Source organism: Pseudoflavonifractor sp. An44 (assembly GCF_002161675.1).
GTDB classification, from domain to species: domain Bacteria; phylum Bacillota; class Clostridia; order Oscillospirales; family Oscillospiraceae; genus Enterenecus; species Enterenecus faecium.
Genome location: NZ_NFIH01000016.1, coordinates 1 through 12,647, shown reverse-complemented (window position 1 = coordinate 12,647; position 12,647 = coordinate 1). Strand labels below are relative to the sequence as shown.

21 protein-coding genes are annotated in these 12,647 nt (G+C 60.4%); 20 read left to right on the top strand and 1 reads right to left on the bottom strand.

The window, feature by feature from the left end; translation table 11 throughout:
- The first annotated feature begins 17 nt into the window (after positions 1-17).
- The 20 genes from rplE (at position 18) to B5F98_RS08485 (ending at position 10,786) form a co-directional block, all read left to right on the top strand.
- Entirely contained in the window at positions 18-569 is a 552-nt protein-coding gene (gene rplE, locus B5F98_RS08580; protein ID WP_087230521.1) for a 50S ribosomal protein L5, read from the top strand.
- A gap of 18 nt (positions 570-587) precedes the next feature.
- Positions 588-773, top strand: a complete 186-nt coding sequence (locus B5F98_RS08575; RefSeq protein ID WP_080906393.1) for a type Z 30S ribosomal protein S14 — start codon at positions 588-590, stop codon at positions 771-773.
- Between the two features lie 234 nt (positions 774-1,007).
- Complete coding sequence (gene rpsH, locus B5F98_RS08570) at positions 1,008-1,409, top strand: 30S ribosomal protein S8 (protein ID WP_087230519.1); 402 nt, start codon at positions 1,008-1,010, stop codon at positions 1,407-1,409.
- Between the two features lie 13 nt (positions 1,410-1,422).
- Positions 1,423-1,968: a 50S ribosomal protein L6 gene (gene rplF / locus B5F98_RS08565; protein WP_087230516.1), complete on the top strand. Its 546-nt coding sequence runs from the start codon at positions 1,423-1,425 to the stop codon at positions 1,966-1,968.
- A 19-nt stretch (positions 1,969-1,987) separates the two neighbouring features.
- Positions 1,988-2,347 (top strand): 50S ribosomal protein L18, encoded by a 360-nt coding sequence (rplR, locus tag B5F98_RS08560; protein ID WP_087230513.1) that lies wholly within the window; start codon positions 1,988-1,990, stop codon positions 2,345-2,347.
- A 17-nt stretch (positions 2,348-2,364) separates the two neighbouring features.
- Positions 2,365-2,865, top strand: coding sequence for a 30S ribosomal protein S5 (gene rpsE / locus B5F98_RS08555; protein ID WP_087230510.1), 501 nt, complete (start codon positions 2,365-2,367; stop codon positions 2,863-2,865).
- Between the two features lie 14 nt (positions 2,866-2,879).
- On the top strand, positions 2,880-3,062 hold the full coding sequence (gene rpmD / locus B5F98_RS08550) for a 50S ribosomal protein L30 (protein ID WP_087230507.1): 183 nt from the start codon (positions 2,880-2,882) through the stop codon (positions 3,060-3,062).
- Positions 3,063-3,075: 13 nt separating this feature from the next.
- Positions 3,076-3,516, top strand: a complete 441-nt coding sequence (gene rplO, locus B5F98_RS08545) for a 50S ribosomal protein L15 (protein WP_087371454.1) — start codon at positions 3,076-3,078, stop codon at positions 3,514-3,516.
- Between the two features lies 1 nt (position 3,517).
- The gene (gene secY, locus B5F98_RS08540) at positions 3,518-4,849 is read left to right on the top strand and encodes a preprotein translocase subunit SecY (RefSeq protein WP_087371451.1); all 1,332 of its coding nucleotides are present in this window, start codon (positions 3,518-3,520) and stop codon (positions 4,847-4,849) included.
- An 18-nt stretch (positions 4,850-4,867) separates the two neighbouring features.
- A complete protein-coding gene (locus B5F98_RS08535; RefSeq protein WP_087230746.1) occupies positions 4,868-5,500 on the top strand; it encodes an adenylate kinase in 633 nt (210 codons plus the stop codon).
- Positions 5,501-5,509: 9 nt separating this feature from the next.
- Entirely contained in the window at positions 5,510-6,268 is a 759-nt protein-coding gene (gene map / locus B5F98_RS08530) for a type I methionyl aminopeptidase (RefSeq protein WP_087371532.1), read from the top strand.
- A 1-nt stretch (position 6,269) separates the two neighbouring features.
- Positions 6,270-6,542: a KOW domain-containing RNA-binding protein gene (locus B5F98_RS08525; RefSeq protein WP_087371449.1), complete on the top strand. Its 273-nt coding sequence runs from the start codon at positions 6,270-6,272 to the stop codon at positions 6,540-6,542.
- Positions 6,543-6,546: 4 nt separating this feature from the next.
- Entirely contained in the window at positions 6,547-6,765 is a 219-nt protein-coding gene (gene infA, locus B5F98_RS08520; protein ID WP_087230495.1) for a translation initiation factor IF-1, read from the top strand.
- 81 nt (positions 6,766-6,846) lie between these two features.
- On the top strand, positions 6,847-6,960 hold the full coding sequence (gene rpmJ / locus B5F98_RS08515; protein ID WP_006573428.1) for a 50S ribosomal protein L36: 114 nt from the start codon (positions 6,847-6,849) through the stop codon (positions 6,958-6,960).
- Positions 6,961-6,978: 18 nt separating this feature from the next.
- Positions 6,979-7,347 (top strand): 30S ribosomal protein S13, encoded by a 369-nt coding sequence (gene rpsM, locus B5F98_RS08510; RefSeq protein WP_087230492.1) that lies wholly within the window; start codon positions 6,979-6,981, stop codon positions 7,345-7,347.
- Positions 7,348-7,362: 15 nt separating this feature from the next.
- Positions 7,363-7,758: a 30S ribosomal protein S11 gene (rpsK, locus tag B5F98_RS08505; protein WP_087230488.1), complete on the top strand. Its 396-nt coding sequence runs from the start codon at positions 7,363-7,365 to the stop codon at positions 7,756-7,758.
- Between the two features lie 21 nt (positions 7,759-7,779).
- Positions 7,780-8,379, top strand: a complete 600-nt coding sequence (gene rpsD / locus B5F98_RS08500; RefSeq protein ID WP_087230483.1) for a 30S ribosomal protein S4 — start codon at positions 7,780-7,782, stop codon at positions 8,377-8,379.
- Positions 8,380-8,452: 73 nt separating this feature from the next.
- Positions 8,453-9,400, top strand: coding sequence for a DNA-directed RNA polymerase subunit alpha (locus B5F98_RS08495; RefSeq protein WP_087230480.1), 948 nt, complete (start codon positions 8,453-8,455; stop codon positions 9,398-9,400).
- A gap of 160 nt (positions 9,401-9,560) precedes the next feature.
- The gene (gene rplQ / locus B5F98_RS08490; RefSeq protein WP_087230477.1) at positions 9,561-9,902 is read left to right on the top strand and encodes a 50S ribosomal protein L17; all 342 of its coding nucleotides are present in this window, start codon (positions 9,561-9,563) and stop codon (positions 9,900-9,902) included.
- A 170-nt stretch (positions 9,903-10,072) separates the two neighbouring features.
- On the top strand, positions 10,073-10,786 hold the full coding sequence (locus B5F98_RS08485) for a hypothetical protein (RefSeq protein WP_087371446.1): 714 nt from the start codon (positions 10,073-10,075) through the stop codon (positions 10,784-10,786).
- A 73-nt stretch (positions 10,787-10,859) separates the two neighbouring features.
- Here B5F98_RS08485 and B5F98_RS08480 read toward each other — a convergent pair whose 3' ends face one another.
- On the bottom strand, positions 10,860-12,308 hold the full coding sequence (locus B5F98_RS08480) for a UDP-N-acetylmuramoyl-L-alanyl-D-glutamate--2,6-diaminopimelate ligase (RefSeq protein ID WP_087371442.1): 1,449 nt from the start codon (positions 12,306-12,308) through the stop codon (positions 10,860-10,862).
- Between the last annotated feature and the right edge of the window lie 339 nt (positions 12,309-12,647).

The following is a 12,647-nucleotide window of genomic DNA, read 5'->3' as shown; positions in this document are numbered from 1 at the left end:
GAGGAGGAGTATAGAAAATGGCTAACCCCAATCTGAAGGCTAAGTACAATGCCGAGATCGCTCCTGCTCTGATGCAGAAGTTCGGCTACAAGTCCACCATGGAGATCCCCCGCATCCACAAGATCGTGGTGAACGTGGGCTGTGGTGAGGCCCGCGACAACGCCAAGGTGCTGGAGAGCGTGGTCAACGACCTGGCCACCATCACCGGCCAGAAGCCCGTCATCACCCGGGCCAAGAAGTCCGTGGCTAACTTCAAGCTCCGTGAGGGCATGCCCATCGGCGCTAAGGTCACCCTGCGCCAGGACAAGATGTGGGAGTTCATGGATCGTCTGTTCAACGTGGCCCTGCCCCGTGTGCGTGACTTCCGTGGCATCAACCCCAACGCCTTCGATGGCCGCGGCAACTACGCCCTGGGCCTGAAGGAGCAGCTGATCTTCCCCGAGATCGAGTACGATAAGATCGACAAGATCCGTGGTATGGACATCGTCATCTGCACCACTGCTAAGACGGACGAGGAGGCCAAGGAGCTGCTGACTCTCCTGGGCGCTCCCTTCACCACCAACGGTTAATGGAAGGAGAAACCAGCTATGGCTAAGAAGTCTATGATTCTCAAGCAGCAGGCTGAGCCCAAGTTCTCCAGCCGCCGCTACAACCGCTGCAAGATCTGCGGTCGCCCCCACGCTTACCTCCGGGACTACGGCATCTGCCGTATCTGCTTCCGCGAGCTGGCCTACAAGGGCCAGATTCCCGGCGTGAAGAAGGCCTCCTGGTAATTTGCCGCAAAACGGTCGAATACCGGAGAAAAATTTGGATAACAAGTCCCAGGCGGGGGGTTGCACCCCCGCCTATGGGCATGTTATAATAAATCGTTGGCCACCGTGCCAATGGTAAAAGAGACCCCCAGCGTGGGAAAAGACGGACAAAAGGTCGGAGGAACCAACCTAGCCTTCGATACCTTTCCGCCTGTACGGGCATCAAGCCCGTAAATTTTATAGGAGGTAAAAATCATGCAAATCACCGATCCCATTGCGGATATGCTCACTCGCATCCGCAACGCGAACAACGCAAAGCATGACACCGTGGATGTTCCTGCTTCTAACATGAAGAAGGCCATCGCTCAGATTCTGCTGGACGAGGGCTATATCAAGAACTTCCAGACCATCAACGATGGTACCCAGGGTGTCATCCGCATCACTCTGAAGTATGTGCAGCCCGGCAAGGAGAAGGCCATCACTGGTCTGCGCCGGGTGTCCAAGCCCGGCCTGCGTGTGTACGCTGGCGCTGAGGAGCTGCCCCGCGTGCTCCGTGGCCTGGGCATTGCTATCGTGTCCACTTCCAAGGGCGTCATGACCGACAAGAAGGCCCGCGAGGCCCATGTCGGCGGCGAAGTCCTGGCTTTCGTTTGGTAAGGAGGGTATAGGAATGTCTAGAATTGGTAGAGCTCCTATCGCCGTCCCCGCCGGCGTGGAGGTAAGCATTGCTGACAACAACGTGGTCACCGTCAAGGGCCCCAAGGGCACCCTGGTGGAGCAGTTCCACCCCAACATGACCATCACTCTGGCTGACGGCGTCATCACCGTCACCCGTCCCAACGATCTGAAGGAGAACCGTGCCCTCCACGGTCTGACCCGCACCCTGGTGCACAACATGATCGTGGGTGTCACCGAGGGCTACAAGAAGTCCCTGGACGTCAACGGCGTAGGTTACCGTGTGGCTCTGGAGGGCGGCAAGCTGGTGATGAACCTGGGCTTCTCTCACCAGGTCATCATGGAGGCTCCCGAGGGCATCACCATCGAGGTTCCCAACCAGAACCAGATCATCATCGCAGGCTTCGACAAGCAGCTGGTCGGCCAGTTCGCTGCCAAGGTCCGCGAGAAGCGTCCCCCCGAGCCCTACAAGGGTAAGGGTATTAAGTACTCTGACGAGGTCATCCGCCGCAAGGTTGGTAAGACCGGTGCTAAGAAGTAATTAAGGAGGTGTGCCGATTATGATTAACAGACCCAACACTAAGGCTCAGCGCCTGCATCGTCATAAGCGCGTTCGTGGTAAGGTGTCCGGCACCTCCGAGCGTCCCCGTCTGAATGTGTTCCGCAGCGAGACCAACATCTATGCTCAGATCATCGACGACACCAAGGGTGTGACCCTGGTTTCCGCTTCTTCCCTGGAGAAGGGCTTTGAAGGCTCCGGCAGCAACTGCGAAGCTGCCAAGAAGGTGGGCGAGGCCATTGCCGAGCGCGCCCGTGCCAAGGGCATCGAGGCTGTTGTGTTCGACCGTGGTGGCTACCTGTACCACGGCCGCGTGAAGGCTCTGGCCGAGGGCGCCCGTGAGGGCGGCCTGCAGTTCTAAGGGAGGAGGAAGAAAGTATGGCTCGTTTTGAGAAAGAACCCAAGGAGTTCGTAGAGAAGGTTGTGTACCTCAACCGCGTCTCCAAGACCGTCAAGGGCGGCCGTGTGGCCAAGTTCTCCGCCCTGGTTGTTGTGGGCGACGAGAAGGGCAAGGTCGGCTACGGCCTGGGCAAGGCCGCTGAGGTGGCCGAGGCCATCCGCAAGGGCATCGAGGATGCCAAGAAGAACATGGTGACCGTGACCCTGTCCGGCACCACCATTCCCCACGAGGTCATCGGTGAGTTCGGCGCCGGCCGCGTGCTCCTCAAGCCCGCATCCAAGGGTACCGGTATCATCGCCGGCGGCCCCGTGCGTGCTGTGATGGAGGCCGCGGGTGTCTCCGACATCCGTGCCAAGTGCCTGCGCACCAACAACCCCCAGAACGTGGTGGCTGCCACCATGGCTGGCCTGAAGGCTCTGCGCAGCCCCGCTGAAGTCGCTCGTATCCGCGGCAAGAGCGTGGAAGAAATCATCGGTTAAGGAGGCTCACGACTATGGCTAACATTGAAATCAAGCTCGTCAAGAGCCTGAACGGCCGTCTGGCCAAGCACAAGGCCACTGCCGAGGCTCTGGGCCTGCGTCACATCGGCGATGTGACCGTGCAGCCCGACAACGCTGCTACCCGCGGCAAGATTGCCGCCATCGGTTACCTGCTCCAGGTCACCGAGAACGCCTAAGGAGGTGCCCAACATGAATCTGCATACTCTCTCTCCCGCCGCTGGTTCCACTCAGGTGGGCAAGCGCAAGGGCCGCGGCCCCGGTTCCGGTAACGGCAAGACTGCCGGCCGTGGACACAAGGGTCAGTGGGCTCGTTCCGGCGGCGGTGTCCGTGTGGGCTTCGAGGGCGGCCAGATGCCTCTGGCTCGTCGTCTGCCCAAGCGCGGCTTTAACAACATTTTTGCCAAGCGTCTGGAGACCATCAATGTCTCCGCTCTGAACAAGTTCGAGGATGGCGCCACCGTCAACGTCTGCGACCTGCTGGAGCAGGGCATCCTCTCCAAGTGCGAGTACGGCGTTAAGGTGCTGGGCAACGGCGAGATCACCAAGAAGCTCACCGTGCGTGCTTCCGCGTTCTCCGCCTCCGCGAAAGAGAAGATCGAAAAGGCAGGCGGTACAGCGGAGGTGATCTGACATGATTCAGACCATCCGTAGTGCCTGGAAGGTGCAAGAGCTGCGCAACAAGCTGCTGTTTACCATCTTTGCTCTGCTGATTTTCCGGGTTGGTTCTGCCATTCCCGTCCCCTTCATTGATACCGAATCTCTGAAGACCTACATGGCCTCTCAGTCTTCCAGTATCTTTGGTCTGCTCAATGTCATGAGCGGCGACGCCTTTGCTCAGGCTACCGTCTTCGCTCTGTCCATCCAGCCCTATATCAACAGCTCCATCATTGTGCAGCTGCTGACCATCGCCATCCCCGCTCTGGAGAAGATGGCCCGGGACGAGGGCGAGGAGGGCAAGAAGAAGATCGCCGCCATCACTCGCTACGCCACTGTGGCCATCGCCCTGCTTCAGGCCTTTGGCTACTACAAGCTCATCAGCTACTACGAACTGGTGGCTGACGGCCTGTGGCCCGCTTTCGTCATCATCTTTGCCTTCACCGCCGGCTCCGCCTTCCTGATGTGGCTGGGCGAGCAGATCACCGAGTTCGGTGTGGGCAACGGTATTTCCATCATCCTGTTCGGCGGTATCATTGCCCGGGGACCCCACATGGTCTCCTCCATGATCAACGGCGTGCGCGTGTGGGCCTCCGGCTCCACCAGCACCACCACCGCCTCCCTGCACCCCGCGTTCATCCCCCTGATTCTGGTGGGTATCCTGCTGCTGGTGGTGTTCATCGTGTTCATCACCAACTCCGAGCGCCGCGTGCCCGTGCAGTACGCCAAGCGGGTGGTGGGCCGCAAGATGTACGGCGGTCAGTCCAGCCATATTCCCATCAAGGTGAATATGTCCGGCGTGATGCCCATCATCTTCGCTCAGGCCATCGCCTCCATCCCCGCCACCATCGGCATGTTCGTGCCCTCTGCTCAGACCGAGGGCTCTGGCTGGAACACCTTCCTGAAGGTGTTTGACTCCAACGGCCTGATCTATTGCGTGGTGTACTTCCTGCTGATCATCGTGTTCAGCTACTTCTACAACACCATTCAGTTCAACCCCGTGGAGATCGCCAACAACCTCAAGAAGAACGGCGGCTTCGTGCCCGGCTTCCGTCCCGGCAAGCCCACCGCTGACTTCTTGGCCCGCGTCATCAATCGCCTGACCATGTTCGGCGCCATCTACCTGGCTGTGGTAGCCCTGCTGCCCGCCATCACCGGTAACATCATGCTGGCCTTTGGCAGCTCCGCTGGCAACAGCCTGGCCATCGGCGGTACTTCCATCATCATCGTGGTGGGCGTCGCCCTGGAGACCGTGAAGGTTCTGGAGGCTCAGCTGATGATGCGTCACTACAAGGGTTTCCTGGAGTAATTGGAGAAGGTGAACGAGATGAAGCTGATTATGCTGGGCGCCCCTGGCGCCGGTAAGGGTACTCAGGCCGCTATCTTGAGCGAAAAGCTGGGGATCCCCACCATTTCCACTGGTAACATCCTGCGCTCTGCCGTGAAGAACGGCACCCCCGTGGGATTGGAGGCCAAGAGCTACATGGACGCCGGGAAACTGGTCCCCGACCAGGTGATCATCGGCATCGTGGCTGAGCGCTTGGCCCAAGATGACTGCTCTAAGGGTTACATTCTGGACGGCGTGCCCCGCACCATCGCCCAGGCTGAGGCTCTGGAGCAGGCCGGCGTGGTGTTCGACCACGTCCTGTCCATCGAGATCTCCGACGAGGAGATCAAGAAGCGCATGAGCGGCCGCCGCTTCTGCGCTTCCTGCGGCGCCACCTACCACGTGGTCAACGCTCCTTCCAAGGTGGAGGGCGTGTGCGACAAGTGTGGCGGCACCCTGGAGCTGCGGGACGACGACAAGCCCGAGACCGTCCAGCACCGCCTGGAGGTCTATCATGCCGAGACCGAGCCTCTCAAGGCGTTCTATGCTGAGCGGAATCTGCTCTGCTCTGTGGACAATCAGTCCAGCATCGAGGCCACCACTGAGGTCATCGAGAAGGCTCTGGGGATCTAAACGATGGAGCTGATTACGCTCAAGTCGTCCAGAGAGCTGGACGCAATGCGCCGCGCGGGCCGCATCGCCGCCCAGGCCAGAGAGCTGGCCGGGCGGATGGTGGCCCCCGGCGTGACGACCTTAGACATTGATACCGCGGTACGCAAGTTCATCGAGAGCCAGGGAGCGAAACCTTCCTTCCTGGGCTACGGCGGATTCTCCGGATCTGCCTGCATCTCGGTCAACGACGTGGTCATCCACGGCATCCCTTCCAAGAAGGTGGTGCTGAAAGAGGGTGACATCGTCAGCGTAGACGTGGGTGCCTGCATCGATGGTTTCCACGGCGACTGTGCTGCCACCTATCCCTGCGGGAAGATCTCCGAAGAGGCTCAGCGCCTCATCGAGGTCACCCAGCAGAGCTTCTGGGAAGGCATGAAGCACGCCAAGGCCGGCCAACGAGTGTCCGACATCTCCCATGCCGTTCAGAAGTATGTGGAGAGCTTCGGCTACTCGGTCGTTCGCGACTTCGTTGGCCACGGTGTGGGCGCGAAACTCCACGAGGCCCCCGAGGTGCCCAACTACGGTCCCGCTGGCCACGGCCCCCGGCTCCAACCCGGCATGACCATTGCCGTGGAGCCCATGGTGTGTGCCGGTGACTGGCAGGTAAAGGTGCTCAAGGACGGCTGGACCACCGTGACGGTGGACGGCTCTCTGGCGGCCCATTACGAAAACACCGTACTCATCACCGACGGAGAGGTCGAGATTCTCACCCAATGCGGAGAGATGTGACATGAGTTTCCAACAAGCCCAAATCGTGCGCTCCCTCAGCGGCCACGACAAGGACCAGCTGTTCTGTGTCCTGGCCTTAGATGGCAGCTTCGTGCTGCTGGCAGATGGGAAGCGGCGGCGGGTGGAGAACCCCAAGCGCAAAAACGTCAAGCACGTTCAGTGCGTGGGAGAGTTTCACCACCCAACCATCGAAAAAGTCCGGGCCGGCGAACCTGTCCGCAACCGCGAGCTGCGGGCGGCGTTGGCGGCCATCCGGGACGAAATGGAGGTATGAAGCTTTGGCGAAGGACGATATGATCGAGCTGGAGGGCGTCGTCACCGAGGCCCTGCCCAATACGACTTTCAATGTGGACATCGGGAACGGACACATCATCCTGGCCCACATTTCCGGCAAGCTGCGCATGAACTTCATCCGCATCCTGCCCGGCGACAAGGTCACCGTACAGATGTCGCCCTACGACCTGACCAGGGGTCGCATCACCTGGCGAAGCAAGTAAGAGATAACACGACCGAGAAGGGCCGGGGCCTTGCCTCCGCCCAACTCGGGGCCATCAGGCATTCACAGGAGGTTAACCGATATGAAAGTAAGACCGTCTGTCAAGCCCATGTGCGAGAAGTGCAAGATCATCAAGCGCAAGGGCAAAGTAATGGTCATTTGTGAAAACCCCAAGCACAAGCAGAGACAAGGTTAAAGGAGGGGCAAGGAGAATATGGCACGTATTGCAGGCATTGATCTGCCTAAGGAGAAGCGAGTCGAGATCGGACTCACCTATATCTACGGCATTGGCCGTACCAGCGCTACCAAGATTCTGGAGAAGGCTGGCATTAACCCTGATACCCGCGTGAAGGACCTCACCGACGCCGATGAGGCCAAGCTGCGTGAGATCATCAGCCACGACTACGTGGTGGAGGGCGACCTGCGCCGGAATGTGGCTATGGACATCAAGCGTCTGACCGAGATCGGCTGCTACCGTGGTGTCCGTCACCGCAAGGGCTTGCCCGTCCGCGGCCAGCGTTCCAAGACCAACGCTCGTACCCGCAAGGGTCCCAAGCGCACTGTGGCGAACAAGAAGAAGTAAGGAGGGATTAGACACATGGCTACTGCTAAGAAAGTGATCAAGCGCCGTCGTGAGCGCAAGAACGTGGAGAAGGGTCAGGTGCACATCCGTTCCTCCTTCAACAACACCATGGTTACTGTGACCGACATGCAGGGCAACGCCCTGTCCTGGGCTTCCTCCGGCGAGATGGGCTTCCGTGGCTCTCGTAAGTCCACCCCCTTCGCCGCCCAGACCGCTGCTGAGACTGCCGCCAACGCTGCCATCGAGCAGTGCGGCCTCAAGAGCGTTGAGGTGTACGTCAAGGGTCCCGGCCAGGGCCGTGAGGCCGCCATCCGGGCTCTGCAGGCCGTGGGCCTGGAAGTCACCCTGATCAAGGACGTGACCCCCGTGCCCCACAACGGCTGCCGTCCCCCCAAGCGCCGCCGCGTGTAATCTGGAAGGAGGAAAAGCAATATGGCTAAGAATATGCAGCCCTATCTGAAGCGTTGCAGAACCCTGGGCATCTCTCCCGCCACCATGGGCGTGAATAAGGAGTCCAACCGGAACCCCGGCCCCCAGCGCCGCAGCAAGAAGAGCGAGTATGCTCTGCAGCTGACTGAGAAGCAGAAGGTGAAGTTCATCTACGGCGTGCTGGAGAAGCAGTTCCGTTCCTACTACGAGAAGGCCGCCCGCATGAAGGGCAACACCGGCGACGAGCTGATGACCCTGCTGGAGCGCCGTCTGGACAACGTGGTGTACCGTCTGGGTCTGGCCAGCACCCGCCGCGAGGCCCGTCAGCTGGTCAACCACGGCCACTTCACCGTCAATGGCAAGCGCGTGAACATCCCCTCCTACCTGGTGAAGGTGGGCGAGGAGATCGCCGTGTGCGAGAAGAGCCGTTCTTCCGCCAAGTTCAAGAAGCTGGTGGAGGAGGATAAGTTCGTGGCCGCTCCCGCTTGGCTGGAGAAGACCAAGAACGCCCCCCTCCAGGGCAAGGTCGTGGCCATGCCCACCCGTGAGGATATCGACTTCGAGGTCGCTGTCAACCTGATCGTGGAGTTGTACTCCAAGTAATCGTCACCCTCAACTCAAGCAGTTCGCAACCGTTTTGGAAGCTACGCCACAGTAAAAGGAGGGTATTCACGATATGGTAGAAATTCAGAAGCCGCGCATTGAGTGCATCGAAAACGTGGGTGAGGAGACCTACGGCAAGTATGTCGTAGAGCCTCTGGAGCGGGGCTACGGCACCACCATTGGCAACTCCCTGCGCCGCATCCTTCTGTCCTCTCTGCCCGGCACCGCAGTGACCACGGTGAAAATCGCCGGCGTCCAGCACGAGTTCTCCACCATCCCCGGGGTGAAGGAGGACGTGACCCAGATCGTTCTGAACATCAAGGGCATCATTGCCAAGCTGTACAGCGAAGGGGTCAAAACCGTCTATATCGAGGCCTCCGGTGAGGGGGTCGTGACGGCTGGTGACATCAAGGCCGACAGCGATGTGGAGATTCTCAATCCTGAGCATCACATCGCCACTCTGGGCCCCGATGCCACTCTGAACATGGAGCTGACCTTGTCCCAGGGCCGTGGCTACGTCACCGCCGACCGGAACAAGAATGCTCAGACGGTCATCGGCGTCATTCCCGTGGACTCTGTGTACACCCCTGTGCGCAAGGTCAACTACACCGTGGAGAACACCCGCGTGGGAGACGCCACCGACTACGACAAGCTGACCCTGGAGGTCTGGACCAACGGCACCATCTCCGCCCGGGACGCCGTGTCCCTGGGCGCCCGCATCCTGCTGGACCACTTCACCCTCTTCACCGATCTCTCTGAGACCATGGGCTCCAAGTCCACCGTGGTGGAGAAGGCTGAGACCCAGCGCGATAAGGTGCTGGAGCTGACCATCGAGGAGCTGGACCTGTCCGTCCGTTCCTTCAACTGCCTCAAGCGCGCCAACATCAACACCGTGGAGGACTTGATCTCCAAGACCGAGGACGAGATGATGAAGGTGCGCAACCTGGGCCGCAAGTCCCTGGAAGAGGTCATCAACAAGCTGGCGATGATGGGTCTGTCCCTGGCCAGCGAGGAAAACTAAAAAATGTGAGGATTCCCCGTGGAGAAATCCACGGGGGCCCACTGGAGGCAGGGTAGAGGGTATGTAACGTTCCTCCTCACCCACACGCAAGTGTCCCCATCCGGGTGCCAGAACGAATTTGAATGAGATCTCGCAACGCGAGGTCGGAGGAGTGTTAAAAATGGCTCAGAACCGTAAACTGGGTAAGACCAGCGATCAGCGCCGCGCCATGCTGCGCGCCATGACCACCTACCTGCTGGAGAATGGTCAGATCAAGACCACCTACGCCCGCGCTAAGGAGGTCGCCCCCATTGCCGAGAAGATGATCACCCTGGCTAAGAAGAACAACCTGGCTTCTTACCGTCAGGTGCTCAGCTACATCACCAAGGAGGATGTGGCTAAGAAGCTCTTCGACGAGATCGGCCCCAAGTACGCCGACCGCAATGGCGGTTACACCCGTGTGCTGAAGATGGGTCCCCGTCGCGGCGACGCCGCCGAGATGGCCATCATCCAGCTGGTGTAATGGAATACGGGCTACCGTATTAGAACAAAAAGAGCCTGGACTCACGAGTTCTCGTGGGCCCAGGCTTTTTTGCATCTGTACAAGGGGGCGCTTTTGTGCTATACTGACAAAAAGAGGACGGATTTCTCCGCCTTCTGTTGTGAGAATTGGGAAGAAAAGGGGGCGTCATCATGAAAAAGCGTATGAAATGGGTGGCCATGGCCGGGGCAGCGGTACTGGCCCTGTCTCTCACCGCCTGCGGCAGCATCAGCCTGAACCTGGGCAGCGAGAAGAGCCGCATGGAGGGCTATGTCCAGGGCTATTTGGACCTGACATACCTGGGCAAGCTCAACAAGGACTATCAGACCGAAATGGAGCTGTCCGAGGAGGAGGCCCAACAGCAGTACGAAGAGGGCATCCAGGTGGAGGTGGAGTTCTTTGAAAGCGGCATTGGCCTCATTGACTACCCCACCGAGGAGATCACCCAGCGTTTGACTGAGCTGTACAAGGAGATTTACAGCCACAGCGACTACACCGTGGGGGCTGCCACCAAGCTGGACAGCGGAAACTACGCCGTGGAGGTGACGGTGCGCCCCATTGATCTCATGACCAAGGTGACCTCGGATGACTTCCAGGCCATCTTTGACCAGATTCTCTCCGACCGGGGTATCACCACCCAGGAGCAGCTGGAGGCCCTCAGCGAGGAGGAGTACCAGGAGATCGACGCGGTGTACGCCGAGAAGATCGTGGACCTGTTGGAGAAGGAGCTGCCCAACACCGGAAACGGGGAGGCGGAGACCTTCACCGTGCAGATTGAGGACGACGGGAACATCTGGACCCCCTCCCAGGACGACTTTAACTCCATTGATCTGGCCATGATCGACTACAGCAACTTTGGATATTGACGAAGCGAGACAGATAAGCGGCGGGTGGAAGAACTCCACCCGCCGCTGTTTTCCTTCGAAACTTCCACACCCCTCAGGGGTTTTTGTGGAAGTATTCCTCCAGCACCGCCCACTCGGAGAAGGGCAGGCGCAGCCCACAGGTCTCAATGTACCCCTCGTGGCCCTTGCCCAGCAGGGCCACCATATCTCCGGGCTGGGCCAGGTCCAGGGCCCGGAAAATGGCCTCTCTCCGGTCGTAGATCACCTCCCAGGGGATTTGACGGCCCAGGGCCTGGGTGATGGAGCGGCAGATGTCCTCCACCGGCTCCCACCGGGGGTTGTCGGTGGTGACGATGGCGCAGTCTGCCAGTTCCGCCGCCACTTGGGCCATGTCCAGCCGCCGCATGGGGGGACGGTTGCCCCCGGCCCCGAACACCACAATGATGTTCCCGTGGGGGTAGCAGTGGAGGCAGCTCAAAATGGCCCGGAAGCTGGCGGCGTTATGGGCGTAGTCCACCACCACCCGAATTCCCCGGTCATTGGGGAACACCTGGGCCCGCCCGGGCACGGCGGCCTCCTCCAGCCCCTGGCGGATGGCCTCTTCCGGCAGACCCAGCTGGCGGCATACCGCCACCGCCGCCAGGGCGTCCTGGACGTGGTGCCGCCCGGGGAGGGGGATGGTATAGGGGGTGTCACAGTCCGCCACCGTGAAGCGGCTTCCAAGGGCGCTGGGGGACTCTATGGGGGCCACGGTGCCCCCTTGCACCCCGCAGGTGAGGGAGAACCCGAAGGTGGCCACCGGGGCCTCTGGGGGCAGCTGGGCGGCCATCTGGGGCCAGGCCATGTCCTCCCCATTGCCCACCGCTCCGGCGCACTGGGCGAAGAAGGCGGCCTTACAGGCGGCGTACTCGGCGTAGTCGGCGTGCTCCCCGGGGCCGATGTGGTCGGGGGAGAGATTGAGGAAGACCCCGGCGGCGAAGGTGAGCCCCGCCACCCGGCGGTGTTTCATGGCCTGGGAGGACACCTCCATCACCACATGGGTGCACCCCTGTTCCACCATATCATGGAGCAGGCGGTGGAGGAGCAGGGGGTCCGGGGTGGTGTTGGGGCAGTCGGCCCACGTCTCCCGCCCTATGTATGCCCCCATGGTGCCGATCATCCCCGCTGTGTGCCCGGCAGCTAGAAGAATGTCCCGCACCATGTGGGCGGTGGTGGTCTTGCCCTTGGTGCCGGTGATGCCGATGAGGGTGAGGCTCTTGGCGGGGTGGCCGTAGAAGGCGGCGGCCAGGTGGGCCAGGGCGTCCCGGGGGTCCTCCACCACAAAGAGGGGGGCGGGACAGGGCAGGGACACGGGGGAGACCACGGCGGCGGCCCCCCGGTCCACGGCCTGGGGGATGTACTGGGTGCCGTCGGCGTGTTCGCCGGGAATGGCCACGAAGAGGGCGCCGGGGGTGACGGTACGGGAGTCGCAGGAGAGGGAGGAAATGTCCACATCCTGGTCACAGGAGTGGCCGAGCACGGCCAGCAAAGGGGCAAGTTTCATGGGTCAACACCTCTGGATGAGAGATTTTGACCCAGTCTATGCGGGGGTGAAAAAGGGGGTTCCTTCTGGGGAGGGAAACCCCGTTTTCCCATAGATTAGTTCAGGCTTGCCAGCCTGGTGGGGACGCTACCCGCTGGGGGTTTCTTTTGCCCGGTCAAAAGAAACCAAAACCCGCTTAGGGCGTTCCCCCCTAAGTACCCCCCTGGGGTACGAGGCTGTCCCTGCGGTGGTTCTCAGGCCGGGCCGAAAAGCAAGTACCATACCAAGGGAGTAAAAAGCTCTGATTTTCTCTATTACTGCCGGGATAGTGCACGTTTCTCCAGGTTTCGGCCCTTTCTG